Origin of the sequence: Terrilactibacillus laevilacticus, from assembly GCF_006517395.1 — a bacterium.
In the GTDB taxonomy this organism is placed as follows: Bacteria; Bacillota; Bacilli; order Bacillales; family Sporolactobacillaceae; genus Terrilactibacillus; species Terrilactibacillus laevilacticus.
On sequence record NZ_VDCY01000007.1, the window covers coordinates 39036 to 64957 of the forward strand.

The window sequence follows — 25922 nt, forward strand, 5'->3', positions numbered from 1 at the left end:
TCTTTAAGCGAATGTGTTGGCACGTGAAACTCCTCCTTGAAGCTTTTCCTTGGCGCGTACATATTTAGTTAAGTCAACGGTCATGTCATAACGCATCATAGGCGTAATTAAGTAGATTCCATTAAAATGTTCCATTGCAACATCAACGAGTTCTTTTGCAATATTAATACCTTCTATGGCAGATTGTTCTTTATTTCCAGATACCTTTGCCATTGTTTGTCTCGCTTGATCTGTTAATTGAATCCCTGGCACCTCATTATGCAGGAACTCTGCATTTCTAGAAGAAGTGAGCGGCATAATTCCTACAAATATAGGAGCTTTTATGTGTTTGGTCGCCTCACTTAGCTCAACAATCCGTTTGGGATCAAATATGGGTTGAGTAATGAAGTAATCCGCTCCACTCGCTATCTTTCTTTCCATTCGTGCCACAGCACGGTCAAGGTTTCGAACATTTGGATTAAAAGCAGCGGCCACTCGGAAAGACGTCCGTTCTTTCAGACTTTTTCCAGAAAAGGATACTCCTTCATTAAATTGTTTAATTAATTCAATAAGCTGAATCGATGAGACATCGTATACAGATGTTGCACCAGGAAAGTCACCAATTTTTGTTGGATCCCCTGTCACAGCCAGAATATCATGCAGACCAAGAAGATGAAGTCCCATTAGATGTGATTGCAGTCCAATGAGATTGCGATCACGACATGTTAAATGAACAAGAGTAGGAACATTGTAATCATTTTGAAGTTTCGTCGCAACGGCTGCATTACTGATTCTTGGCGAAGCAAGTGAGTTATCGGCTAAAGTGACAGCATCTGCTCCCGCTTCTTTTAATGCCCTAGAACCTTCAAAGAAAGTTTTCGTGTCTAAGTGTCTTGGTGCATCAAACTCAACAATAAGAGACCGACCATTTTTTATTTTCGTGAAAAGAGCCGTATCCGAAGTAGACTTCCCAAGCTCAATCGTTTCTACTTTGACTTTAACTTTCTTCTCTTTTATGGGTTCTAATGTCTGAACCCCTTCTTTAAAAGCTCTAATTTGTTCCGGTGTCGTTCCGCAACAACCGCCGAGCAATCTGATCCCTTCGTTACGAAAATCAACAGCATACTTCTTAAAATAGTCCGGTTCAGTTTGATAGATGAGTTTCCCATCCTCATAATCTGGTAGACTAGCATTAGGATAGGCCGAAAGATAAGCATTTTTTGGCAAAGCTACATTTTCTAATGCTTGGATCATATGATAAGGCCCGAGTCTACAATTCGTTCCGACAACATTTGCCCCATGGTCAGCAAGGTTATGAAGGGCCTCGTTTAGAGACATTCCATTTTGCAATGTACCCGGCTCATGCATGGTGACATGTGCAATAACAGGGAGATCCGTCTCTTTTCGAGCGATGTCGAGAACGGTCTTCAGTTCATCAAAATCATAATACGTTTCAAGAAGCAGACCATCTACCCCTTCTAATAAAAGACAATATAATTGTTCTCTAAAACTTCTTTTAATATCTTCCATGGTTAAGGTTTGTTTTTTGAATCCTCTTACCCCGCCAATCGTTCCGACGACAAAAGCTTTATCCTTCGCTGCATCTTTTGCAATTTTCACGGCTTGCGTATTGATTTTTCTTACATCGTCCTCTAAACCATATCTTGAGAGCTTGATATAATTAGCCCCATATGTGTTGGTTTGAATCATATCCGCTCCAGATTGTATATAGGCTTCGTGAACATGTCTGACATCCTCGCTATGCGAAAGATTCAATTCTTCAAAACAACGATCTATTCCAAAAGAATAGAGGAACGTCCCCATTGCACCGTCACCAATTAGAATTCGTTCTTTTAGTGCTCCTAATAAATTTGACATTTTTTCTTCTCCTATCCTCAGGCTTCACAAGATATCTTTTCTCTATGTTAATCATGAACAAAAACGTCTTTTTTTATGGTTTTAAAAGCTTGCTCAAGATCATTGACCAAATCATCCTCATGTTCGATGCCAACAGATAACCGTAATAAACAATTGGATAAACCATATTTCACGCGGAGTTCTTGTGGAATGTCCGCATGTGTCTGGGTTGCAGGATACGTAATAAGACTTTCAACGCCTCCTAGACTCTCAGCAAAGGTAATTAATTTCAAAGCTTGCAGAAATGGGATTACGTAAGACTCATTCTCAAGTTCAAAACTAAGCATGCCGCCTCTTCCTGGATAAAAAACTTTTTTTACTTGTGGATGCTCTGAAAGGTATCGAAAAACACATTTAGCATTTGATTCATGTTGTCTCATCCTAAGAGGAAGTGTCTTCATTCCTCGGATAAGAAGCCAAGAGTCAAATGGTGATAAAACGACGCCACTTGCATTATGATATAAATCTAATTTCTCTGATATAGCTTCACCTTTGGATACCACAAGTCCAGCCAAAAGGTCATTATGCCCACCTAAATATTTAGTAGCACTATGAATGACAATGTCTGCTCCTTGATCAATTGGTTTTTGAAGAAATGGCGTATAGAACGTATTATCAACAATAACAAGTAAATCATGTTTTTTGGCTAAAGCCGAAACTTTTTCAATATCCGTTTCCTTCATGAGAGGATTTGTTGGTGTTTCTATAAAAATGGCTTTTGTTGACGAACAAATGAGCGATTCAAGTTCTGTGAAATCCTCGCCGTCCCAATAATCAAACGAAACAGAATATTTGTCGGATAGAAATTCAAAAATGCGGTATGTACCACCGTAGAGATCTCTTGAGGATATAATATGTTCACCTGAAGAAAAAAGGGATAAAACTAATTGAATGGCACTCATTCCGGATGAACAGGCAAACCCCTTATCCCCATGTTCTATATCTGCAATGGCTTTCTCAAGAATGGAGCGAGTAGGATTTCCTGTACGTATATAGTCGTAACCTGAGCCTTTTCCGTGACCAAGCTCAGTGTGACGATAAGCGGTAGAGAAATATATCGGAGTATTGACAGCTCCTAATACATCAAAACGGTTTCCAATTTGCGCAAATTTAGTTTCTGACTTAAATGACGACATGTTATCATTCCTTTTGTGATAGTTTATCAACGTAGGTTGATCCTAATATGACTGTTTTCAAAGCCATATAAAAAAGCCTTCTCCATAAGAAGAAGGCCTTTAAAGTTTAAGGATTTCTTCTTATCCCCCAAGTCGTTTTTCAACTTGCTGGAGTTAGCACCTTACCAATCATCATGGCGGTTGCTGAGGTGTCATAGGGCCAGTCCCTCAACCTCTCTCGATAAGAAATTCGATTGTGTTGTTTATTAACAGTACAATAATTCTAACTATTTTTCAAGAGGTAAAGATAAAATATTTACAATATATTGATAGATTAATCCGTATTTCGTTCATTTTATATATTTGTTATAATACACTTATTGAATAAGAGGGTTCGAAATTCCCACCCCTCTAAAAACAAAACTAGGGAGCGTCTAACATTTAAATGATTGTGTCGCCATGTGCGAGCTTTCTTTTTCTTGGACTCTCCTATTCTTTTGGAGAGTTTTTTGCGCTCTAATTTAGGAGGCTTATCCTTGTCATCAAGTATGAACAACGAAACATCACTCAGATACCATCAAAAGCGTGTCGCTGTGACAAAAACTTTTACCTTCGATGCCGCTCATAAACTTGAAAGATATGAAGGAAAATGTAAAAACCTTCATGGACACACGTATCAACTACATATCACCATCAGTGGTTTTCTAAACGATATTGGCATGGCTGTCGATTTTGGTGAAATCAAAGATATTTTTCAATCCGTTATCAAATCTCGTCTTGACCACCAATATTTAAATGATGTTCTACCATCCATGAATACCACGGCTGAAAATATGATCGTTTGGATTTGGAAGCAAATAGAAGAAGAAATGATAAAAAGAGATCTTACAGAAGAAGGACATCGATTGGAAACTTTAACGTTATATGAAACCCCAACAAGTTCAGCTACATTACATCGAGAATGGATGATAGAAGAATGAGGACCATTCAAACCTATAACTTACCTGACCGAGAAGTCTATGGAAAGTGGAAAATCCCAATGGTGGAAATCTTTGAAACTATCGAGGGAGAAGGGATGGGACAAGGGTTCCCCACTGTTTTTGTTCGTAGTTTTCATTGTAACTTACGCTGCAAGTGGTGTGATACAACCTATAGTTTTGCTCCAGCCAAACCCGTCTTTGAAGCCACAATTGATGAAATCATCGAAAAAATTTCCACCTTCTCTAGCAAGCGAATCTGTTTTACAGGTGGTGAACCGCTAATTCATCGAGAAAAGTCAGCAGCTTTAATCAAATCCATGGCAGAGCTCGATCACATTGTGGATATCCATATTGAAACAAACGGGGCGATTGACCTTGCTCCATTTTCTCGCTTAAGAGAAAATGAACCTCATTTAATGAAAAAAGTGCGTTTTATCATGGATTACAAATTAGCCGCCTCAGGCGAAACACACAAAATGATTGCAAAAAATTTTGATCTATTAAAGCCACAAGATGAAATAAAATTTGTCATCGGGACAGATGAAGATTTTGATCAAACAAAACAAGTTCTTAAACATCATCATAAAGAAGGCCAGGTACTCCTCAGTCCAGTCTGGGAAACGATGAAACCAAGACATCTTGTTGAATTGGTTTTAAAAGAGCCATTACCAAACGCCAAAATAAGTATGCAACTACACAAAGTGATTTGGGATCCAAATCAGAGAGGAGTCTAATAATGACAAAAAAAGCCGTGATTGTCTTAAGTGGAGGATTAGATAGTACGACATGTATGGGCATTGCTCAAAATGAAGAATATGAACTTTATCCTATCACTTTTAGCTACGGTCAACGACATGACCGAGAAGTCGAACAGGCAAAAAAAATCGCCAATTATTTTCATGTTAAGCATCACAAAATTGTTGATATTAACTTTTTTAAACAAATTGGCGGCAGTGCCTTAACAGATACCAACATTGACGTGCCGAATGATGGCGTTGAAGAGGGCATCCCAGCCACTTATGTCCCCGCGCGTAACATGATTTTTCTTTCTCTTGCTTCAGCTTATGCGGAAGTGATCGGTGCAGACGCTATTTTTATAGGCGTTTCATCGGTTGACTATAGTGGCTACCCTGACTGTCGGCCTGAATTTATTGATAGCATGAACAAGACCATTAATTTAGCCACTAAAACAGGGGTTACTGAACAAGCTCTAACGATAAAAGCTCCCCTCATGCACCTTACAAAAAGTGAAACAGTTGAACTTGGAACAAAACTTGGGGTTCCATACCACCTAACGACCTCTTGTTACAACGGAGAGGAAGAAGCTTGTGGGACCTGTGATAGTTGTCGACTTCGTATAAAAGGGTTCAAAGAAGCAGGACTCGTTGATCCTATTCCTTATCAAACCGAAATTGACTGGAAAGCTTAAAACTAAAACGGGCAGAAGTCTAATTGTTTAGACTCCTGCCCTCTATTTATTTTGTCGTTATTCTACAATAACCAGTTTGCCTATCATTTGATTTGATTCAACTTTTTCATGGGCCGTGCGCAGCGTCGATGCATTTATACCACGTAGCTGTTCATTGATCGTTGTCTTAATGATCCCTTGATCAACTAATTTGGCTACCTCATCAAGCAATCGGTGTTGCTCAATTCGATCTTCTGTCTGAAATAGGGCCCGGGTAAACATAAACTCCCATGCAAATGAAGCACTTTTACTTTTTAGTAAATCAAGATCAAGTGGTTCCTCTGTTTCTACAATAGAGGCAATGTGTCCTTGCGGGGCAATGATCTTTGCCATTTGATCCCAATGCATGTCAGTAGAATGTAAACATAAAATGTAGTTAACTGCAGAAAATCCTTCTTTTTCAAGTTGCGATAAAAAATCTTCGTGGTGATTAATGACGAGGTGTGCCCCATGTTTTTTACTCCATTCAACTGTTTCTGGTCTAGACGCCGTTCCAATGACAGTTAAACCAAAGTAACTAGCTAACTGGGTCGCAATCGAACCTACACCACCTGCTGCATTGATAATGAGTATGGACTTTCCTTTATTTATGTCTTTGGATTTAGAGACCCCTAAACGGTCAAATAGGGCTTCCCATGCCGTAATGGTTGTTAATGGTAATGCAGCCGCTTCAGCAAAGCTGAGAGTAGTTGGTTTTTTCGCTGCAATATTTTCTTCTACAAGATGATGTTCGCTATAGCATCCAGGTTTGTCTATTGATCCAGCATAATATACTTCGTCACCTGGCTGGAATAAAGTCACCTCTTCACCAACTTCTTCTACAACACCTGCAACATCCCATCCCAATATTTTTGGATCTTGCTCTTCTTTATCTTTCGGAGCTCTAACTTTCACATCCACAGGGTTAATGGAAATAGCTTTTACTTTAACTAAGATATCATGGCCCGTTGCATGTGGTTTTGCAATCGTTATATCAACAAGACTTTCAGGGTCACTAATCGGAAGATATTTCGTTAATCCTACGGCTTTCATGTCTACCAATTGAATCTCTCCTTTTTATTCCGATGTTTATTAATGAACGAACTACAGTTATAATATAAAATATAATTACAATTTACGTAAGTACGCACATTAATGTATTATAGTATCATTTTTTATACTAAGAAGGGGAAGATGTCATGCGGGATCGAAAAAGTGGTTATGGACAATGTACCTCAGGACTTGAACACGCATGTCCAGTTGAGGTCACATTGGATGTGATAGGTGGTAAGTGGAAAGGTGTTATTCTTTATCATTTACTTGATGGAACAAAAAGGTTTAATGAATTTCGACGACTAATTCCAGGTATCACGCAACGAATGCTAACTTTACAATTACGTGAACTAGAAAACGATGGTATTGTCCACAGAGAAGTGTATCAGGTCGTTCCACCTAAGGTTGAATATTCGTTAACTGAATTTGGTCAAACATTGGAAAATATTATTATTCAAATGAGGGCATGGGGTCAAACTTATGCTGAACAAGTAAAAATTCAGAAGCAAGCAAGAACGTCGGATAGATAAACGATATACAAGAACTCCGGAATTTTCCTCGGAGTTCTTTTCTTTGATATATCTTAAAAAGAGGGCTAAATAACGTCCTCTATTATTTTACTTTCACACTATGTTCTCTAATAAATTGTGCTCTTCCTGACTCTTCAAAGTCTTTAGCATGATGTTCAGGGTTCTTTTTATAAAAATCTTGGTGATATTCTTCTGCAGGATAAAAGGGTTTAGCCGCTAAAATTTTCGTTGCTATCGGTTTTTTCCAAACACCGCTGTCTTCAATTGCTTTCTTTGAAACTTCAGCTAGTCGCTTTTGTTCTTCATTGTGATAGAATATGGCCGTTAGATAATTCGAACCACGATCATCAAATTGTCCTCCATCATCCGTTGGATCGATCATTGGCCAATAGTAATCAAGTAACGTTTTGTATGACATGACGGATGGATCATACGTGATTTGAACGACTTCCATATGACCGGTCGTCCCGCTTTTCACTTGCTCATACGTAGGGTTAACTGTTGACCCACCTGAATAACCGGAGATGACACTTTTAACGCCAGGTAATGTATCAAATGGCTTCACCATACACCAGAAACAACCTCCAGCGAATGTGGCTAATTGATATTTCGTTTCAGACATATTATTCCCTCCCAAATGCTCTTCTTTTGAACCAACCGAGAACATTCATAACTTCAGTCATGAGATGAATAGGTTTCGGTTCATAAAGGATTTTGTTTCTTCATTTTACATTTAAATCATCAAGTTGTCTCCATTTATTCCCCATGACAGGCGGCTCATAATTTTCCATTTTTGCAATCAGCTCTTTTGGATTATTCGATGAGATGACTAATTGACGATTCGATTGATTAGAAAATTCATGCTTGATACTATGATCTACCAATTGAATAAGCGGATCATAGAATCCTTCTAAATTACAAAGTCCAATTGGTTTATTATGAATACCGATCTGTGCCCAACAAAGTTGTTCAAATACTTCTTCGAACGTGCCTATCCCTCCAGGTAAAGCGATAAAGCCATCTGCAAGTTCGCTCATCTTTGCTTTTCTTTCGTGCATACTATGAACTTCGATTAAGTTTGTTAAATTTTGATGAACGACTTCACCTCTAAATAATCCTTTTGGCATAACTCCAATGGCTTCTCCTCCAAGAGACAACACCGTATTGGCTACTTCTCCCATTAGTCCTAAGCGGGATCCTCCATAAACTAAGCGGCATCCATGCTTAACGATCGCTTCACCTAATCTGTTGGCCCCTTGTTTATATTCCTTATTAATACCTAAGTTTGATCCAGCAAAAACGCAAATCGTTTTCATGAGTATCTCTCCTCTTTATCCGTAGTATCTTAAATAAACCGTTATTTGTATGTAAATAGTTAAATTAACTATCATTTTTTATTGTTCTTTCATGTTACTATAGATAAGAACCCTTTTGTGTGTCTCGCCATTATTTGTTACATATTTTCTCTTTTTTATACTTAACTTTGACATGACGTTAATAGGAGTGATTATTTTGGAGATAACGGATGTCCAAAAATGGATTGAAGATTTTTATCAAAAACGAGGATGGTTAGAATATAGTCCCTTTATTCGTTTAGGATTCCTTATGGAAGAAGTTGGTGAAGTCGCAAGAGCTGTCCGAGCATATGAGATAGGTCGCGATCATCCTAATGATGAGTTGCAAAACAAAGAAGAATGGCGACAAGAACTTATTGAAGAACTAGGTGACGTCATAGGGAATCTCACACTTTTAGCTAGTTTGTATGGCATTACGCTAGAAGATATTGTAGAAAGCCATAAGAAAAAGTTAACAGATCGATTTGCTGTAAAATAACAGTGTGAGTACAGAACCTACCCAAGTCTAAAAGACAAAGCATCCAAAATTAATTGAGTGTGGATGTTTTGTCTTCATTATCCCTTTAATAATGGAAACATTATGGTGAAAGTGGTACCTTCATCTAATTTACTCTTAACGGACAACTTACCTTTATGCTTATCTACAATCCACTTCGCTATAGACAAACCAAGTCCAGTCCCTTCTTTATCTGAACGAGAAGCATCCGATTGGAAGAAACGATCAAAGATTTTGGTCACATTCTCTTGACTAATTCCAATACCATTGTCTTTAACTTCGATAATGGCTGATGTTCCTTCTGACTTACATAATACATTAATCTGCCCATTTTCCTTCGTAAATTTCATCGCATTATCTAATAAGATTACCAATAATTGATGGATTTTTTCTCGATCACCCTTTATTTTTATTGGGTCTTGGCCAATACTTAACATTAAGGATTTATCCTCAAATTCAGCCAGTTCTTGAAAGGGTTCAACAACCTGTTTGATGACCTCATTTAAAACAAGTTGTTCCTCTTTTATTTCAAGCCTATTGGCATCTGAACGTGCTAAAGTAAGAAGTTGACCTACCATTTTCGATAGTCGCCGAGTTTCCTTTAACGTTGCTGCTATGGTGTCACTCATTTCATAAATTTTATTATGTGGTTTTTGTAACAAGCGCTCCGTTTTAACTTGAATAATTGTTAGTGGTGTTCTCAATTCATGGGAAGCATCAGCCACAAACTCATTTTGTTTATCCCAAGCGACTTGGATTGGACGAAGTGATCTACGAGCTAGAAAATAACCTGCAATAACAGATATTAAGGCTCCAGTAACGAGCCCGTAAACCATGATCATGAGTAGAACTTTAAGTATAGCTTGCTCACTAGTGACATCGACAACCTTTTCTATAATGAATGACGTCTGATTTTCACCACTTAATTTTATGGAATAGGTCTGAAAATAACGGTCATTAAGTTCCTTTTCAACAATTGTATTTAGTGTATCTGGTTTCAACTTTTTCATATCTTCTTCTGGAAAAAGTCGCTCGTCTCCCGTTGTTTCAATAAACGTTTTATTCGATTCCCATATGACATTGGTGCTAAAGCTTCCTGGCTGCGGTAGTAAGTCTCTTGGCTTAAGTCCTCTTCTATATGCCTTATGCTTTAACATTATCATAGAATCATGTAATTCATGATCAACAGCACGATAAACAACATTTTTTGTATAGATATAGACCGACACACTAAAAAGACTAATAATAATAATAAAAATGATGGCATGAAGCAAAGTTAACTTTAATAAGGTTTTACGAAACATAAACTAAGCACCTACTTATCCGTAAGCATATACCCAATGCCTCGAACGGTTTGAATATCTTTTCCATAACCTGATTTTTGTAGTTTTTTTCTCAATTGGTGAATATACACTTCTACAATTCCAATCGTTGTTTCAGAATCAAAGCCCCAAATACGGTCGTAGATTTGCTCTCGTGTCAAAATTTGGTCTTTATTCTGAATGATATATTCAAGAAGCTCATATTGTTTTATCGTGAAAGGAATCACTTCATTATCTACTGTGACTTGTTTTTTACTATTATCAATGACAATCCCTTTATAACAAAGTGTTTGATCCAGTGTTAGCGATGAACTTCTTCTCAGAATTGCCACAATTCTAGCTTTTAGTTCCTGACTTTGAAAGGGCTTGACAATATAGTCATCTCCCCCTAAAGACAGTCCTCTTACTCTGTCTTCAACAGAATCTCGTGCGGTTAAAAATAGAACCGGTGTATTGACCTTATGTTCTCTTAGGTACTTTATTATTTCAAATCCGTTTATTTCTGGAAGCATCACATCAAGAATAATCGCGTCATAAATATCTTGTTCTGCTAAATATAACGCTTCATCTCCCTTTGTAGTAGAATCCACATCATAATCATCCTGTAAAAGCTGTATAATAGATTCCAATAACATATCGTTATCTTCAACTACTAATATTCTCAACTTATTCACCTTCTTTTCTCTATCATATCGTATTTTAGTATAGATCAATAACTGTTTTTTCTACATTTTTTCTGTAACATAATAATGAAAAAATGCCACAACAACGTGTGACATTTCCATATTTGACTACTCAAATCGGAGAGCTTCAATTGGACGCAGTTTCGATGCTTTATTAGCTGGAAATACACCGAATATGATTCCTACTATGGCTGAGAACAAGAAAGAATACAAAATAATAGATAATGAATAAACGACTGTTCCACCTGAGAAAATAGCATACAATTTTGTAATGCCAAGACCAAGTCCTATCCCTATTAAGCCGCCAATAATACTCAATACGATCGCCTCAATGAGAAATTGGGTGAGTATATCCTTCCTTTTTGCCCCAATAGCTTTTCGTATACCAATTTCCCTTGTCCGCTCAGTCACAGAAACAAACATTATATTCATGATGCCAATACCACCAACTATTAACGATATACTAGCAATTCCACCGAGAAGCATCGTCAACGTATCACTTACGGATGACATCGTATTCATCACATCTTGTTGATTGACAACGCTAAAGCTATCAGAATCTCCATATACCTGTATCATGTATCGACTGAGCTGATTCATTGCAAAATTAACCATATTACTATTTGTCGCTTGCACGTAGAATTGGGTTATGTGGGTCGTTTGCATTAATCGTTGGGCTGTTGTAAATGGAATAATGGCGGTATCATCATTACTTTGACCATTAGATCCACCTTTATAAGTCAGTGTCCCGATCACTTTGTATCGATCCCCATTGACCAAAACATATTGATTAATCGGATTTTTATTTCCGAATAAAGTTTGAGCTGTTGTACTTCCTAATACAATGACCTTTTGCCTATAATCCAAATCGATATCAGAAATAAATCGACCATTTGAAATTGATAATTTTCTTACACTCTTATAGGATGCATTAGAACCCGTAACATTAATGGTACTTGTCGTACTTCCATTCTTTAAACTAAGACGACTTGATAAAACAGGTGAAACATTTTTAACAGTATTCATTTTCTTAATCTCATCAATATTGTCCTGAGTAAATGGAGTGTCTGTATCCGAAATAGACACAGTGAGTAAATTCGTACCTAAACTATTTATACTGCTCGTGACCGATTGACTTGATCCCTGTCCAATGGCGACGAGCACAATAACAGAAGAAACGCCGATAATAATACCGAGCATGGTGAGGAAAGCTCGTATTTTATTTCCACGAATCGTCCGAAACGCCATTTTAATGGATGTTAACAAATTCATGATTAACATCCCCACCTTCATATAATTTTCCATCACTAATTCGAATGGTTCGTTTACCTTGTTTAGCTACATTTAAATCATGTGTTATGAGAATGATTGTGTGACCTTTTTTATTTAAATTATGCAATACTTCCATTATTTCTTGACTTGTACGACTGTCTAAAGCTCCCGTTGGTTCATCTGCGAGAAGTATGGGGGGATTTCCAGCAAGTGCCCTGGCAATAGCAACCCGTTGCTGCTGGCCACCCGATAATTGATTAGGCAGATGCGAAGCGCGATCTCCTATTCCTACCTGGTTAAGACATGATAGAGCCATTTCTTTACGTTCATTAGCTTTTACTCCTCTATAAATTAAGGGTAATTCTACATTTTCAATGGCGGATAATTTACCTAATAGATTAAAATTTTGAAAGATGAATCCAATTTTTTTATTACGTATGGTCGCTAAATAACGATCTTTCAGTTTATTAATCTCGTCTCCCTCAAGAATATACTCACCTGTATCAGATTGATCTAAACAACCAATGATATTCATGAGAGTAGATTTCCCAGAACCAGAGGGACCAACAATAGTTAGAAAATCCCCGCGCGAAACGGTCAAAGAAATGTGGTCTAAAGCTTGGACGGTCGATTCACCCATTTTATATGACTTACTGATGTTATTCATGGACATGACTGTTTCTATCATTGTTTATTGCCTCCTCCTTGCTGCATACCACCTTGTCTTTGACCGCCGCCGAAGTTTCCTCCAAAATTACCACCATTAATCATTCCTCTACCAAACTGGCTTTGGCTTGCACTTGAGGAACTAGAACTAGAACTCGAACTTCTTGTAATGCTTGGTAGTTGTACTGTTTCACCTTCTTGTAAGCCGGACTTAATCTCTATAAAGCTATCATTATTAATTCCTGTTGTTACAGCCACTTGGTTCTTAGATTCATTATTTGTGTTATCTTGACTGTTTGCTTGAGTCGTAATGACATACGATTGATTTCCAGATTTATGAATAGCATCAACCGGAACGTAAAGGATATTATTTTTTTTGCTAGTAATAATATCAGCTGTGGCACTCATCCCAATTTTTAAGCTGTCTGTTGCTTTCGAATGAGTAACATGTACAGTTACATCAAAGGTAGAAACACCATTACTTACATCGCCTTCTTTAGCAATACTTGTGACTTTCCCTGTGAATTTTTCGTCATCATAAGCATTTACTGTAATGTTAACATTTTGACCTACTTTTACTTTTGGAATATCCAATTCATCAACCTGAAGAACGGTATTAAACGATTTATAATTGATGATATGGAATGCAGCTTGTCCCTCTTTTGTCATCCCATCTTCCGTTACGTTAATTTTTGTTATGGTTCCATCATATGGTGCAGTCAAAATTGTTCCATCTGTGTAAGTTAAGAGGGTATCTCCTTTTTCAACTGTATCATCTTCGCTCACGTTTATTTCACTAATGGTCTTTGATTCTGTTGCCTCTATATCTTTATCAATAGCAGACTCTAACGTACCTGAATCACTTATTTTTGATTCAATGGTTCCTTTCTGAACGGTTGCTGTTTGAGTTATACTTCTTGCCACCGCTGGTTGAGATTGTTGCTTGACATACCATGTTGTTCCTCCACCAATAATAATAACGACAATAATAGCACTTATAATCCACTTCTTCATATCCATGCTCCTTTAGTATCTTAATTTGAATTTGATTTTTCTTGATGTTCACCATATTAAAGGAGCATTCTTAAAATTTTCTTAATGTAAAAAACAGAAACGATTCTTCATGAAAATAATAAAATGGATTCTAAAAGTTATCATCGTGCTTATATACACGTCTATTTGATTATAGATATTCCAAATTTGTAACTACTGAATAACTTAAAAAACGTTCTGAGTTTTTTCTCAGAACGTTTTTAAACAATCCATTGTTTAATTCGCATGAATGCTCGTTTCCTTCTTTATGCTCGAACTACCAATGAGATTGATTAATGGGGGCATGATAATGAATATAACCATCATTCGAAGGATTTGAACACCAACGACAAAGGCAGAGTCAGAATGAAGAACAACCGCTGTCGTTGCCATTTCTGCAACGCCTCCGGGCGCAAATGCCAGAATTGATGTCAAGAAGGAAATATGAGATAGGATAGAAACTAACCAAGCACATATTAACATTGCAATAATAAGGCCAATTGATCCTATAAGTCCGAAAACAAACACACGTGCAAGCCCTTGAAACATACGCCGATTGATCTTGGAACCTATACTAGAGCCAATGAGAATTTGTGCTACTATAATAAGCCAATGTGGCCAAATAACCGTAAGATCCTGATGTACGATCGAACTACCGGTAATTTGCATGAACGCTGCACCAAGCATACTTCCAAGTATGCTTGGTGCAGGCATATGACAGACTCGCCCGATTTTAACACATAAACATGAAAACAAAACAAGAATTAGTGTCCATAATAAAGTTCCTCTGCCAATAAACGTCATCTGTGTTGTTTGTACTCCCATATTTTCACCTGATCCACCAGGTATAAAAGAAACGAGTAGTGGGACGGTACTAACAACTAAGATGACACGCATGATTTGAATCATACTCACTACAGCTGGATTGGCGCCAACTTCGCTTGCGATACTGGACATAGCAGATAAGCCGCCCGGTGTTGTACCAAATAGACTTGTTAGTAAATCTGTTTTTGTAAATTTCCATAAAATATATCCAGAAAGTAAAGAGAGGAGAATGGAAATAATAAGTACCAAGAGGACCATGAACCAATTTTGTTTAAATATTTGTAGGACAGTTAAATTAAGTTGATGTCCCAATTGTATACCTAAAATACATTGACCGATCTGCAGCCAAAAACTGCTGAGAGAGTTATCTTTTTTGTTGGAGAACTCCTTTAACCAAGGAGGAGCCCAAAAGGACAAGATGGCCGACAATAAAAGTGTTCCTACCATCCAACCAATGGATAGACCTGTTAATGATAAAATTAATCCACCTATACTACAAAGCAACATAAAAGTTACATTATGAAAAAGATGATTTATTCTGTTCATGTTACCCTTCTTCCATTGTTTTTCTTCTACTTATTAGTTTAAAACATTTTTAGACATAGGTAAAATATTATATTTTCATCATTATTTATAAAAAAAATGAATATCTACTGTTTAAATGATAAAAATAAACAATTGATGTAGAACCTTTATGTATAACCTATTCCCATGTATCTGTTATATTAAAATAACGATTCATTTTTAATAAATATCCTGTAGAATTAATTTGATTATAGTCTATGTGGTATAAATAAAGAACGAACTTATAGTATACTGTTATAGAACAACTATACATAATCACGTAGTTATTCAATTTTAGGAGGTACATGTATGGATGATCGAGATTGGTTGATTCTTCAACTCCTGTATAAAAAGAAAAATATTACAAAAACGGCACAAAGCTTATATATTTCTCAACCTTCATTGACCCATCGCTTGCAACAAATAGAAAAGGAACTTGGCGTTACTCTTGTCAATAGAGGGCGTAGGGGCGTTCAATTCACACCTCAAGGTGAGTATGTTGCCAAACACGCTAACCAAATTTTGTTAGACATTCAGAAGATAAAAGAAAATGTATCTAATATGGAGAAAGATGTCGTAGGTACCTTGAGGCTTGGGGTTTCTGATTCCTTTACACATTATAAATTGCCTCAGTTATTGAAAGCATTTAAAGAGGATTATCCCAAAGTTGAGTTTAAAGTAACGACGGATTGGAGTAAAGAAATCGTTCAACTTGCCTATAATCAAGATATTCATATTGGTATAGTTCGTGGAGACTATTCTTGGCAAGGAGAGAAGCATCTATTATTTTCAGAGACGTTATGCATTGTTTCAAAAGAAAAAATAAATATTAAGGATCTTCCAAACTTACCGCGTATAGATTATCGTACAGATTACCTGCTAAGAGCGATGATTGACAATTGGTGGACTGATAATTTTGCAGTAGCTCCTCGAGTTAATATTGAAGTCGACCGAGCAGATACATGTAAAGGCATGGTTCTCAATGGACTTGGTTACGCCATTGTGCCAAGTATGATCGTAGAAAATGTGGACAATATTCATAAGATTGACTTGATAGATAAAAAAGGAAATCCTATTCTTCGTCCTACATGGATGATTTATTACAAAGACACTTTGGATATGTCTATCGTTCATGCCTTTGCAGACTTTGTCCTTGATACTCATCATGTAGAAAAATAGAAAGATCTAGAATGGTGAAAAAGACTAAATTGTTCTTTTCACCTTTTATTTTGTGGGTTTCTTTTAAGTCCTTCATTTTTTCTATATTTTCCACATAAAAAAATAAGCAGTAAATCTTTAAATTAAGATCTACTGCTTATTAACACCTTTACCGTTTAAATTTATATGGTACGGTTGCTAAAACTATATTTGCATGACGTACAAGTGCTGCTCTGATCAACACACCAGATTGGTTATGAAGCAGTCTCTGCCACCATTTTTTTGTATAGAATTGCGGGATGACAACTGTCACGGTAGCGCCATTTTGATCCGCCTTCCATTTCACAGTATCAATAAATTTACTTAATGGTGTTACAATACTGCGGTATAAAGAATGCAGGGTCACGAGCCGAACTCCTGGATCCCATTCTTTCCACTCTCGCTCCATCTTTTCAATCTGTTCAGGGCTTTGTCCGACATACACCGCAATGACATTGTCTGAAAGTGATTTGGCGTAAACTAGAGATTGTTCAACCACTTTTGTAATACCCGCGATAGGAACAACAATGACATTATCTGTTGCCTTAATATCTCGAATTGGCTGAGCAAAATCAATCCGAAGTTGATCGGCCACTGCAAGATAATGTTGATGAATCTTATGAAAAATAAAGACAACGATTGGAATAAAAACTAAGGTAATCCAAACATTTTGGAACTTCGTAATGTAAAAAATAATTAATATAAGATAACAAATAAATGCTCCGATTAAGTTCGTAATTAATTTATTAACCCAACCTTTTGGTTTCTCCCTTAGCCATTTCACAATCATCCCTGTTTGAGAAAGTGAGAAAGGAATAAACACACCGACAGCATAAATCGGAATCAAGCTATCTGTTTGCCCTCTAAAAATGATGATTAATATAATTGAACAAATGCCTAATGTGATAATACCATTAGAGTAACCCAATCGGTCTCCTCGAACAGTAAACGGACGAGGCATATATTTATCTTTTGCCAAGTTAAATGCCAATTGTGGAAAAGCTGAATAACCCGTGTTTGCGGCTAAGATGAGAATAAGCGCTGTGACGGCTTGAATAATGTAATAAAAGACATTCCGACCAAAGACACTTTCTGCAAGTTGGGATAAGATTGTTTGATCTGCCATAGGTGCTAACCCATACCAATAAACGAGTAGAACACTTCCAATAAACAAGCAACCTAAAATACATCCCATCATAATTAATGTTCGTGCGGCATTTCTTGGTGCTGGATTTTTAAAATTAGGAATAGCATTTGAAATAGCTTCAACACCTGTTAAAGCCGAACAACCAGATGAAAAAGCTTTTAATAGTAAAAACAGACCTACGCCAGCAATTGGTTGCCCAAAGGTATGGTGAACTTCTGGAGTTACTTGACCTGTTGCCACTTTAAACATACCAATTAAAATTAAGCCGACGATCGCAATGATAAATAAATAGACGGGATAAGCTAAGAATGTGGCCGATTCAGTTAATCCTCTCAAGTTAAGTAAAGTAATAATTACGACAAAAATAACGGCAATCCACACAGACCAAGGATGAAGTGTTGGAAAGGCTGAAGTAACGGCATCTGTTCCTGCAGATACACTAACCGCGACGGTTAATATGTAATCGATCAGCAAAGAACCTCCAGCAATCAGTCCAAAATTCATTCCAAGGTTCTCTTTCGCTACCATATAAGCTCCGCCGCCATGTGGATAAGAATAGATAATTTGGCGATATGACAAGATTAAAGCAATTAATAAAATAAGAACGCCTAAAGCGATTGGTAGAGAATACCAAAGTGCGGCCGCCCCAATAGTCATTAAAACGACTAATATTTGTTCAGGACCATAGGCAATAGATGATAAAGCATCAGATGAAAGAATGGCTAACGCTTTCAATTTGTTCAATTTCTGGCCTTGAATTTCGTTGGATTTAAGTGGTCTTCCGATAAGAAGACGTTTTAATTTTTTAACCATTTAAATTCAAACACACCTTCATAAAATCAATTTAAGTATAAATTCCTGCGTATGTTATTTATACACCATTTTAGTATAACCGACAATAGTTTAATACATGTATTAATACGTGAAACTTCCATTAGCGGGGGGTTTTTCGATGCACAGGATGTGCTAGTGCAGGCGTTGCGACAGGACGCCTGGTTTTAAGCCTGCGTCATCCCCCACTAATGGAAAGCCTGAACCAATCGGACCTTTACGGGCAGTTCCCCCACCTATCTTCTTTGAATACTCAGAATCTTGAAGCAGGTCTTTTCTAGCCGTTAAAGAGGCATAAAGTCTAAATACCCCGGTAAACAAGATTAAAACACGTTTGATGATCTATTGATGGGCACAACACATAAAATCATACACTTGTTATGATAATTTGTGGGTTGAATATGAAAAATTGTTTGTCTAAATAATGAAAAGTAAGTTTAATACACTATGAAATATGAACTTATAGAGTCAGTGGAAAGAGACCTGAACCTCTCATGACTAAAGTCACGAGTGTTCTCGGCTATTTCATAAATTGTTTTATTGCAGCGCCTTCTTAATCAAACGTTTGTTTAAATAGCAAAATGCCCATTATAACTAAATTGGAACACTTAGAAAATGTAAAAAAGCAGCCTTTGGCCATCTTTTTTATTATCTTACAAAGGTTGTTCAAAAAGTAACCAAATGGTAAGTTACGAATCTCGGTGCCCGCTTGTTTTTCCGATCCTCATGCTCATGTAGTGGATACAAGGAGCCCTTTTCAACTAAAATCGCTCACGTTGGTGACTGAAACGACCATATCATGTGGAATGTCGGTCCTAAGGAACTGTGCCGTCTTATCCTTCCGACACCCAGGACGAGCTAGTTACTCTCGTTCTGGCAGGATGCCAGCGTACCTAGCCAACCCCTTTCATTTGTCACCTTTTTGAACACGCACTTACATTTAATTTACTTAGCGTTTATTAATAAAGATCGTTTTTTTTCTTCTTTCTTCGTAAATACAATCGTGATCTGGATAGCCACAAGAATGATCCCTACAATAATTAAGGCATATAGTGCCGAATGTGTACTTTTTGTCACATCTAATATAGAACCGATTATAAAAGGACCAAATGATGCAATGATATACCCACCAGATTGTGTCATCGCAGCCCAACTATTCGCCTCATCAGGATCATCAACTTCATCAATCGGTAAAAATAAAGCTAACGAAAATAAACCACCTACACCAAGACCCATAAGGATGGCAGCAATAACAGGACTAATGGATGTAAAGGCAAGGATGAGCAATCCCGTAATTTCCATGAATGATCCAAGTAGTAACCAGAATAAGCGATTTAATAAATTTTTTATCAACATGGGCATAAATAATGAAGCTGGAATTTGCACTAAATTAAATAAAGTTAGAATCGAAGCGGCATAGTTTTTGCTATAACCCATATCAACTAAAATGGGGGCAATCCATGCCATTAAAGTATAAAAAACAGTCGATGCGACTCCGAAAAACAAAGTGAAAATCCATGCTCTTTTACTTTTTAATGGGAGTCCTCTTGATGATTTATTCATATGTTGTTCTTCTCTTAAAGGCTTAGATTCATGTCTTACTATAACAAACCACCAAACGGGTAACACAATAAGAGCAAGTATTGTCCATGATGCTAGTGCCATTCGCCATGAACCATGAGCTGCTGCTTGTATCAAAGGCGTAAATCCTGAACTTATGGCCGCTCCCATCGCCATCATAACACTGTAAAGTCCGATCATAACTGATGTATGTTTTGGGAAATGTTGTTTAACAAAACCTGACAATAAGGGGCCGGATAAACCAATTCCTACACCTACAAGTAATGCTGTTAACAACAAAAAGTCCGATGACATGGTTACGAGTCTTAATAAGGTAGAAAACCCAATAAGGAATAAGGATAGCCATATGGCTCTTGCATTTCCAAAGATTTGTCTCGCTTTCACTGCAAATGGTGAGAAGGCCCCCATACAAAATACAGGAATAGAGGTTAATAAACTAGATATGCTACTACTCATTTGCAGTGAATGATTAATTGATTTTAATATTGGACCTACTGAGGCTATTGAAGGTCGTAAGTTGATACATGCCATGATAAATGTCATGACAATGAAAGATGATTTTGTCCTAGATGACACGTCTGCACTCCCTTTAATCATAGTTACGGTTTGATATACGTATATATTTTTTCATATTCCATAAAAAAATGCGACCATCATGGTTTTGACCGCCGAATCTTTTTGTTTAGGTTATAAGTTAAAACGGTGCTTTATTCTCCTCTGTAGAGGTTGTTCAAAAAGTCACCAAATGATAAGCTGCGAATCTCGGTGCCCGCTTGTTTTTCCGGTCCTCATGTAGTAAAAACATGAGGATCACTGGATAAAACCGCTCTCGTCCTATGGCTGGCGTGAAGCTACCACAACGCGAGGAATGCTGGTCCTCAAAACGGCCGCCTTATCCTCCGACGCCCAGAACGGGCTAGTTACTCTCGTTCTGGCAGGATGCCAGCGTACTTAGCCAGTAACCCTTTTCATTTGTCATCTTTTTGAACACGCACTTGCATTAATTTAATCTTGATACAGAACTTTATATTTTTATCATATCTTTATTATATCCATACGATTTTTAGATTTGTTCCATTTATAAACTAAAATCATGTCATCATCATAATTTTTGATAAAGAAAGGAAAATCTGTTTAAGCTTTGTTCGAAAAAAGAACGCTTGAACTTTCTAACAATTCCTTGTAAGATAGGAATACTAGTAGAGATTAGTTGAGATGAGTTAGATAGAAGAGCTGAGAATTTTATGTATAGCATAATATAATGGCATAAGTATATTAATTTCGTCATTTCTCCTATACCATTCTTGCTCTTTCTGTAAGTTTAAAAATTGCAGAGAGGATGTTACGCATGAAGTTATTATTTGATACGAATGAGGATACTCCGATTTCGTTCACAACCCCGAATGGACTTCAAATTACTCAAGCCAAACAAACATTAGAATTTGATTATCCAGTAACTTATTTATTAGAAAAACTTGATACGTATAAAGGCGCATTATTTTCGAGTACTTATGAGTATCCCGGGCGTTATTCAAGATGGGATATCGGTTTTGTTAACCCTCCACTCGAAATCATCGTCAAACAAAATACGTTTACAATACATGCCTTAAATGATCGTGGAATTGTTTTGATTAACTATATGATTAATACAATCGACCACCCTGCGATCGTATTTAGTGATGTCACATCTGAAACGATTGAAGGTACAATCAAATCAGAGAATTTCGTTGTAACAAAAGAAGAAGAACGGACAAAACAGCCATCCATCTTTGAATTATTAAGACAGATTCAAGCGCAATTCTACTCTAATGATGAATTTCTTGGGTTGTATGGTGCATTTGGATACGATCTTATCTTACAATTCGAGAAATTAAACCTTAAGAAAAATCGTACCAAAGATCAGTCTGATTTGCATTTATATTTACCAGATGAATTTTATATTGCGGATCATGAAATTAAGCAAGCATACAAACTAAGTTATGACTTTAACTACCGGGAACTTTCAACGCAAGATTTACCACGTACAGGTGTGGAAAAGCCTTATAAAATAAGTCCTAATAGAGAAGAGGAGCCTTATAATAAAGGGTACTATGCAAGCTTAGTAAACAAAGCAAAAAAATCTTTCGCTGTAGGCGATTTATTTGAAGTTGTTCCGACGCAAGTTTTATCAAAAAAATGTGATATCACGCCAACAGAAGTCTTCCGTAACTTGAGAAGAATCAATCCAAGTCCTTATGGATTTCTTATTCATTTAGATGATGAATACTTAGTTGGCTGTTCACCAGAGATGTTCGTTCGCGTTGAAGATCGTATTGTTGAAACTTGCCCAATTTCTGGAACGATTGCTCGTGGGGCTTCTAGCATTGAAGATGCCGAACAAATTAAAACTTTGTTAAATTCAACGAAAGAAGAATCCGAATTAACCATGTGCACCGACGTTGATCGAAATGACAAATCTCGTGTTTGTGTTCCAGGTACAGTTGAAGTCATCGGGCGACGACAAATTGAAACGTATTCCCATCTCTTTCATACTGTTGACCATATTAAAGGTCAGTTAAAAGAAGGATTCGATGCTTTCGATGCCTTCATGACACATATGTGGGCTGTTACGGTAACTGGAGCACCAAAGCTTGAAGCAATGTCATGGATTGAAGAACATGAGGCAACTCCGCGTGGATGGTATGGAGGCGCTATCGGTTACTTCTGTTTCAATGGAAATCTAAATACTGGTCTCACATTAAGAACAGTGAAACTTAATAGCGGTCTCGCTCAAATTCGTGTCGGAGCCACATTGCTATATGATTCTATTCCAGAAAGTGAAGAACAAGAAACATTAACGAAGGCCCAAGCTTTAATGGAGGCTTTACGTCCTGCACAAGTAAAAAATGATCTTATGGACCATCATCCTTTGAAGAAAGACATTAAACATCGACGTGTCTTACTTATTGACCATGAAGACTCATTTGTTCACACGTTATCCAGCTATATACAAAGTTTAGGTGCTGAAGTTACCGTCATGAGAAGTGTTCATGCACGTGATCGATTAACTCGTATGGATGAACCTGTTGATCTCGTCATACTATCACCTGGACCTGGTGATCCAGACCGTTTTAACATGAAAGAAACCATTCAAATTTGCCTTGAAAAAGGTTTGCCAATCTTTGGAATATGTCTTGGTTTGCAAGGGGTAGTAGAGTATTTTGGCGGAGAACTTGACTTCTTATCTTATCCATCCCATGGTAAAAAGTCACTTGTAAAGCAAGCAGGAGATTCAAAAGTATTTGAGGAAATCCCTAAATTCTTTTATGCTGGGCGATACCATTCCATCTATGCTAAAAATCTTCCAGACGACTTAACGATAACAGCTTGCACTGAAGACGATTATGTCATGGCGATAGAACACAAAACATTACCTATCGCAGCCGTCCAATTCCATCCTGAATCCATCATGACGATGAACGGGAATGCAGGACTGCAAATGCTTAAGAATGTTTTGACGAAGTTATAAGGCTTATATTATTTACAAAATTAATGATAAGAATAACAAAACAAACACGTTTCAAGGAAGTTTTATTCCATCCTTGAAACGTGTTGTTTTATTCCGCCTTAACGGGCTAGTCAAGACCCCCACCTCAAGATTCTCTGAGTATTCAAAGAAGATAGGTGGGGATCAACTGCCCGTAAAGGTCCAATTGGTTCAGCAGTATAGATTGGCCGTCATTGTATAAGTTGACGGAGACATTATGTGTTTCAATTTCAGCCTTAATCATACGTTTACAACAATTAAATCTGTTGTACATAAAAGACAAAATCATCTGTTCGTCTGAAGAAAGGTATTCCTGTATTTTCTGAAAACTCCCCAATGGAAAACTTGTTATTCTTATTCATCAAAATTCCTCCCATCAAAAGTATAAGTTCATTATAAAACCTCTCAAGGGATAAATTTGAAGAATTTGAAAAATGATATATTGTTCCACTATCCCCATTAATTCAACAATACTTATTCCATTTAATGGCCCGTTTGCGAAAAAAGTTTATATTCTAAAAAACCTAATCATTAAGGTGATTAAGTTTCATTTCAAGTTGATCTTTCTATTAAAGAGTGTAGTTCTTCATCATGCTCTCAAAGACCGCATTAGTAGTAATTTCCGAATAAGTTTGTAATTCATACTTCATGTATTTTCCCGTAATAATATCAAACAATCTATCTTCTTCAGGTGAAAATAAAAGAGGATATAAAACAAAATCTTTAACATTGCCTGTAACAAGTATGCAATCCTATTGCCATGCTGTGTATAAAATTCTAATATCTGATACACCGCCGTACTGTACCTTAGCAATATCAAGTTCTGTCTTGATATCCTCTCGAAATTCCTCGCTTATAAAAGCTGAATCGTTAGGTATCTGAATCCGTTGGTATCTAATAAATAAAATTTTAACTCTGACTCCCCCATCGTTCCTCCCTGTTATTCCACATCTTCATCAAGATATTGCATAATCTTATTCGCAACATTGACAGATTGTTTGTTGATCTTATTTCTCTTTTGAATATATTTATTCCAGTTGTGATGTGCGGTAAATTGATCTGTCGGGATCAGCCATTTTCCACTGCCTTCCATTCTTTGTCTGGCATCAATTTTTCCTTCCGCACAGTATCTTCTAACCATTTGCGGTGTCACTTCAAGAATTTCTGCAACATCTCGAACGGGTAGATACTCTGGAAAATCTACTGTTTTTCTAAGGAGATCACTTGCTTCTTGTTTCTCATTCTCATTAAGTTCTAGATAGAGCTGTTCTTTTTGTTTTTCTAGTTCCATTTGCATTCTTTGAATCGTGACATAGTGTTTCACTCGCTCACTCATTTCAGTTTCATTCGGAACATTCATTTTTCTGATAGTATCATAAAGATTACCTACGATTTCAGTAGCCATCTCTTCATTCACCTCTCTTCACCTCCTATTATACATCCTTAAAATTAGAAACAAAAGAAAAAAAGGAAACAAAAGAAACTTTAATATAGTATATACTACAATTTTAAAAAAGATACACAGCAGTCGTAAAATTATCATCTTGTATAACGGTATACTACTAAACAGCATTTTAAATATATTTATAAACCAAAATACATATGATTATAATTTTATTTTACATATGAGTTTACATAGTTTGAAAAACGTTATAATAGCCAGAAACAGAAACGACTTTTTTCTCTTTATGCTTTGCGACAGCCCCTATCGTTAAATTCATCGGATTGTAGACAAAACTATCAGGCTGAATAATATTATCTTCAACTTTTTTAATTAGAAACGAACGTTCATATCTTTCCGATTTAGGAGTAACACCGTTCAACAAGGTCACGTCGTAACGATTCTTATATTTCCCTTCTACAGTTGTCTGGTGAGTGTGGGGGATGACGCAGGCTAAAAACCAGGCGTCCTGGCTGGCGCCTGCTACTTGCCATCCTGGGCGTCGAAAAAACCCCATTGATAGAAGTTTCACTTTATTCTAATAAGATAAGTTCGTATTATCTCGAGTGATTATTCCATTTAATAATCTTAAACCCCTTTTACCAATGATTCCCTATTTTCTTTTTTAACAAAAATAGATATAATTTATCTTTCACCTTTCCTCACACTATTTTAAAAGGAGGAATTCATATTATGGCAAAAAAATCATTACTCATTAAGCACCATAAAGAACAAAAATTTAACGTAAGAGAATATACACGCTGCGAACGCTGTGGACGTCCACATTCCGTTATTCGCAAATTTAAACTTTGCCGTATTTGTTTCAGAGAATTAGCCTACAAGGGGCAGATTCCTGGAGTTAAAAAGGCAAGTTGGTAAAAATCCCTCAAATGTTTTGGGATTTTTTTGTGTTATTGAAATGAGAATAATAATAAAGAACACTCAAGTCTCCATAAAGAAAAT

At 36.8% G+C, this 25922-nt stretch carries 23 protein-coding genes and 1 riboswitch; of the genes, 8 read left to right on the forward strand and 15 right to left on the reverse strand.

Annotation, left to right across the window (positions count from 1 at the left end):
* Window positions 1-3 precede the first annotated feature (3 nt).
* Window positions 4-1857, reverse strand: a complete 1854-nt coding sequence (locus tag FG390_RS09640) for a bifunctional homocysteine S-methyltransferase/methylenetetrahydrofolate reductase (RefSeq protein ID WP_141190822.1) — start codon at window positions 1855-1857, stop codon at window positions 4-6.
* Between the two features lie 47 nt (window positions 1858-1904).
* Window positions 1905-3032: a methionine biosynthesis PLP-dependent protein gene (locus tag FG390_RS09645; RefSeq protein ID WP_141190823.1), complete on the reverse strand. Its 1128-nt coding sequence runs from the start codon at window positions 3030-3032 to the stop codon at window positions 1905-1907.
* 117 nt (window positions 3033-3149) lie between these two features.
* Window positions 3150-3259, reverse strand: a riboswitch (SAM riboswitch).
* Between the two features lie 300 nt (window positions 3260-3559).
* Here FG390_RS09645 and queD point away from each other — a divergent pair.
* Genes queD through queC form a run of 3 tightly spaced genes read left to right on the forward strand, consistent with a single transcriptional unit; the run spans window position 3560 to window position 5420 of the window.
* Window positions 3560-3991, forward strand: coding sequence for a 6-carboxytetrahydropterin synthase QueD (queD, locus tag FG390_RS09650; RefSeq protein WP_141190911.1), 432 nt, complete (start codon window positions 3560-3562; stop codon window positions 3989-3991).
* Window positions 3988-4725, forward strand: coding sequence for a 7-carboxy-7-deazaguanine synthase QueE (locus FG390_RS09655; RefSeq protein ID WP_141190824.1), 738 nt, complete (start codon window positions 3988-3990; stop codon window positions 4723-4725). Before queD ends, FG390_RS09655 begins: the two co-directional genes overlap by 4 nt.
* 2 nt (window positions 4726-4727) lie before the next feature.
* On the forward strand, window positions 4728-5420 hold the full coding sequence (gene queC, locus FG390_RS09660; protein WP_141190825.1) for a 7-cyano-7-deazaguanine synthase QueC: 693 nt from the start codon (window positions 4728-4730) through the stop codon (window positions 5418-5420).
* Between the two features lie 57 nt (window positions 5421-5477).
* On the opposite strand, the gene FG390_RS09665 is transcribed toward queC, so the two are convergent.
* Window positions 5478-6491: a zinc-binding alcohol dehydrogenase family protein gene (locus FG390_RS09665; protein WP_141190912.1), complete on the reverse strand. Its 1014-nt coding sequence runs from the start codon at window positions 6489-6491 to the stop codon at window positions 5478-5480.
* A 146-nt stretch (window positions 6492-6637) separates the two neighbouring features.
* Between FG390_RS09665 and FG390_RS09670 the strand changes: the two genes are divergently transcribed.
* Window positions 6638-7021 (forward strand): winged helix-turn-helix transcriptional regulator, encoded by a 384-nt coding sequence (locus FG390_RS09670; protein WP_141190826.1) that lies wholly within the window; start codon window positions 6638-6640, stop codon window positions 7019-7021.
* Window positions 7022-7103: 82 nt separating this feature from the next.
* On the opposite strand, the gene msrA is transcribed toward FG390_RS09670, so the two are convergent.
* The gene (msrA, locus tag FG390_RS09675) at window positions 7104-7643 is read right to left on the reverse strand and encodes a peptide-methionine (S)-S-oxide reductase MsrA (RefSeq protein WP_141190827.1); all 540 of its coding nucleotides are present in this window, start codon (window positions 7641-7643) and stop codon (window positions 7104-7106) included.
* A gap of 100 nt (window positions 7644-7743) precedes the next feature.
* Window positions 7744-8337 (reverse strand): LOG family protein, encoded by a 594-nt coding sequence (locus FG390_RS09680; protein ID WP_141190828.1) that lies wholly within the window; start codon window positions 8335-8337, stop codon window positions 7744-7746.
* Between the two features lie 196 nt (window positions 8338-8533).
* Between FG390_RS09680 and FG390_RS09685 the strand changes: the two genes are divergently transcribed.
* Entirely contained in the window at window positions 8534-8854 is a 321-nt protein-coding gene (locus FG390_RS09685) for a MazG nucleotide pyrophosphohydrolase domain-containing protein (RefSeq protein WP_141190829.1), read from the forward strand.
* Between the two features lie 77 nt (window positions 8855-8931).
* Here FG390_RS09685 and FG390_RS09690 read toward each other — a convergent pair whose 3' ends face one another.
* From FG390_RS09690 to FG390_RS09715, 6 genes are all read right to left on the reverse strand, one after another.
* On the reverse strand, window positions 8932-10176 hold the full coding sequence (locus FG390_RS09690; protein ID WP_141190830.1) for a sensor histidine kinase: 1245 nt from the start codon (window positions 10174-10176) through the stop codon (window positions 8932-8934).
* An 11-nt stretch (window positions 10177-10187) separates the two neighbouring features.
* Window positions 10188-10859 carry a response regulator transcription factor gene (locus FG390_RS09695; RefSeq protein ID WP_141190831.1) on the reverse strand — a complete coding sequence of 224 codons (672 nt, stop codon included), beginning with the start codon at window positions 10857-10859 and terminating at the stop codon, window positions 10188-10190.
* 126 nt (window positions 10860-10985) lie between these two features.
* The gene (locus FG390_RS09700; protein ID WP_141190832.1) at window positions 10986-12149 is read right to left on the reverse strand and encodes an ABC transporter permease; all 1164 of its coding nucleotides are present in this window, start codon (window positions 12147-12149) and stop codon (window positions 10986-10988) included.
* The gene (locus FG390_RS09705) at window positions 12127-12837 is read right to left on the reverse strand and encodes an ABC transporter ATP-binding protein (protein ID WP_141190833.1); all 711 of its coding nucleotides are present in this window, start codon (window positions 12835-12837) and stop codon (window positions 12127-12129) included. Before FG390_RS09705 ends, FG390_RS09700 begins: the two co-directional genes overlap by 23 nt.
* Complete coding sequence (locus FG390_RS09710; protein ID WP_141190834.1) at window positions 12834-13829, reverse strand: efflux RND transporter periplasmic adaptor subunit; 996 nt, start codon at window positions 13827-13829, stop codon at window positions 12834-12836. The genes FG390_RS09705 and FG390_RS09710 overlap by 4 nt, the downstream gene beginning before the upstream one ends.
* Window positions 13830-14084: 255 nt before the next feature.
* Window positions 14085-15218, reverse strand: a complete 1134-nt coding sequence (locus tag FG390_RS09715; protein ID WP_141190835.1) for an AbrB family transcriptional regulator — start codon at window positions 15216-15218, stop codon at window positions 14085-14087.
* Between the two features lie 327 nt (window positions 15219-15545).
* Between FG390_RS09715 and FG390_RS09720 the strand changes: the two genes are divergently transcribed.
* Window positions 15546-16415 (forward strand): LysR family transcriptional regulator, encoded by an 870-nt coding sequence (locus tag FG390_RS09720; RefSeq protein WP_141190836.1) that lies wholly within the window; start codon window positions 15546-15548, stop codon window positions 16413-16415.
* Between the two features lie 148 nt (window positions 16416-16563).
* Here the strand turns inward: FG390_RS09720 and kimA are convergent, their stop codons facing one another.
* Together kimA and FG390_RS09730 are read right to left on the reverse strand one after the other, a co-directional pair.
* Entirely contained in the window at window positions 16564-18393 is a 1830-nt protein-coding gene (kimA, locus tag FG390_RS09725; RefSeq protein ID WP_141190837.1) for a potassium transporter KimA, read from the reverse strand.
* A 963-nt stretch (window positions 18394-19356) separates the two neighbouring features.
* Window positions 19357-20568: an MFS transporter gene (locus FG390_RS09730; protein ID WP_181406450.1), complete on the reverse strand. Its 1212-nt coding sequence runs from the start codon at window positions 20566-20568 to the stop codon at window positions 19357-19359.
* A 772-nt stretch (window positions 20569-21340) separates the two neighbouring features.
* On the opposite strand from FG390_RS09730, the gene FG390_RS09735 reads away from it, so the two are divergent.
* Complete coding sequence (locus FG390_RS09735; protein WP_141190839.1) at window positions 21341-23500, forward strand: anthranilate synthase component I; 2160 nt, start codon at window positions 21341-21343, stop codon at window positions 23498-23500.
* 958 nt (window positions 23501-24458) lie between these two features.
* Here the strand turns inward: FG390_RS09735 and FG390_RS09740 are convergent.
* Together FG390_RS09740 and FG390_RS09745 are read right to left on the reverse strand one after the other, a co-directional pair.
* Window positions 24459-24935: a helix-turn-helix domain-containing protein gene (locus FG390_RS09740; RefSeq protein ID WP_141190840.1), complete on the reverse strand. Its 477-nt coding sequence runs from the start codon at window positions 24933-24935 to the stop codon at window positions 24459-24461.
* Between the two features lie 214 nt (window positions 24936-25149).
* Window positions 25150-25476: a hypothetical protein gene (locus tag FG390_RS09745; protein WP_141190841.1), complete on the reverse strand. Its 327-nt coding sequence runs from the start codon at window positions 25474-25476 to the stop codon at window positions 25150-25152.
* 176 nt (window positions 25477-25652) lie between these two features.
* Between FG390_RS09745 and FG390_RS09750 the strand changes: the two genes are divergently transcribed.
* Window positions 25653-25838, forward strand: coding sequence for a type Z 30S ribosomal protein S14 (locus FG390_RS09750; RefSeq protein ID WP_141190842.1), 186 nt, complete (start codon window positions 25653-25655; stop codon window positions 25836-25838).
* Window positions 25839-25922: the final 84 nt, after the last annotated feature.

What these genes read in the sequence shown, in the direction of transcription:
- FG390_RS09655 (WP_141190824.1), top strand. Translation starts at nt 3,988, where the DNA reads ATGAGGACCATTCAAACCTATAACTTACCTGACCGAGAAGTCTATGGA.
- FG390_RS09705 (WP_141190833.1), bottom strand. Translation starts at nt 12,837, where the DNA reads ATGATAGAAACAGTCATGTCCATGAATAACATCAGTAAGTCATATAAA.
- FG390_RS09735 (WP_141190839.1), top strand. Translation starts at nt 21,341, where the DNA reads ATGAAGTTATTATTTGATACGAATGAGGATACTCCGATTTCGTTCACA.
- FG390_RS09665 (WP_141190912.1), bottom strand. Translation starts at nt 6,491, where the DNA reads ATGAAAGCCGTAGGATTAACGAAATATCTTCCGATTAGTGACCCTGAA.
- kimA (WP_141190837.1), bottom strand. Translation starts at nt 18,393, where the DNA reads ATGGTTAAAAAATTAAAACGTCTTCTTATCGGAAGACCACTTAAATCC.
- FG390_RS09680 (WP_141190828.1), bottom strand. Translation starts at nt 8,337, where the DNA reads ATGAAAACGATTTGCGTTTTTGCTGGATCAAACTTAGGTATTAATAAG.
- FG390_RS09690 (WP_141190830.1), bottom strand. Translation starts at nt 10,176, where the DNA reads ATGTTTCGTAAAACCTTATTAAAGTTAACTTTGCTTCATGCCATCATT.
- FG390_RS09745 (WP_141190841.1), bottom strand. Translation starts at nt 25,476, where the DNA reads ATGGGGTTTTTTCGACGCCCAGGATGGCAAGTAGCAGGCGCCAGCCAG.
- FG390_RS09720 (WP_141190836.1), top strand. Translation starts at nt 15,546, where the DNA reads ATGGATGATCGAGATTGGTTGATTCTTCAACTCCTGTATAAAAAGAAA.
- FG390_RS09670 (WP_141190826.1), top strand. Translation starts at nt 6,638, where the DNA reads ATGCGGGATCGAAAAAGTGGTTATGGACAATGTACCTCAGGACTTGAA.
- FG390_RS09700 (WP_141190832.1), bottom strand. Translation starts at nt 12,149, where the DNA reads ATGAATTTGTTAACATCCATTAAAATGGCGTTTCGGACGATTCGTGGA.
- FG390_RS09715 (WP_141190835.1), bottom strand. Translation starts at nt 15,218, where the DNA reads ATGAACAGAATAAATCATCTTTTTCATAATGTAACTTTTATGTTGCTT.
- queC (WP_141190825.1), top strand. Translation starts at nt 4,728, where the DNA reads ATGACAAAAAAAGCCGTGATTGTCTTAAGTGGAGGATTAGATAGTACG.
- FG390_RS09640 (WP_141190822.1), bottom strand. Translation starts at nt 1,857, where the DNA reads ATGTCAAATTTATTAGGAGCACTAAAAGAACGAATTCTAATTGGTGAC.
- FG390_RS09645 (WP_141190823.1), bottom strand. Translation starts at nt 3,032, where the DNA reads ATGTCGTCATTTAAGTCAGAAACTAAATTTGCGCAAATTGGAAACCGT.
- FG390_RS09750 (WP_141190842.1), top strand. Translation starts at nt 25,653, where the DNA reads ATGGCAAAAAAATCATTACTCATTAAGCACCATAAAGAACAAAAATTT.
- msrA (WP_141190827.1), bottom strand. Translation starts at nt 7,643, where the DNA reads ATGTCTGAAACGAAATATCAATTAGCCACATTCGCTGGAGGTTGTTTC.
- FG390_RS09710 (WP_141190834.1), bottom strand. Translation starts at nt 13,829, where the DNA reads ATGAAGAAGTGGATTATAAGTGCTATTATTGTCGTTATTATTATTGGT.
- queD (WP_141190911.1), top strand. Translation starts at nt 3,560, where the DNA reads ATGAACAACGAAACATCACTCAGATACCATCAAAAGCGTGTCGCTGTG.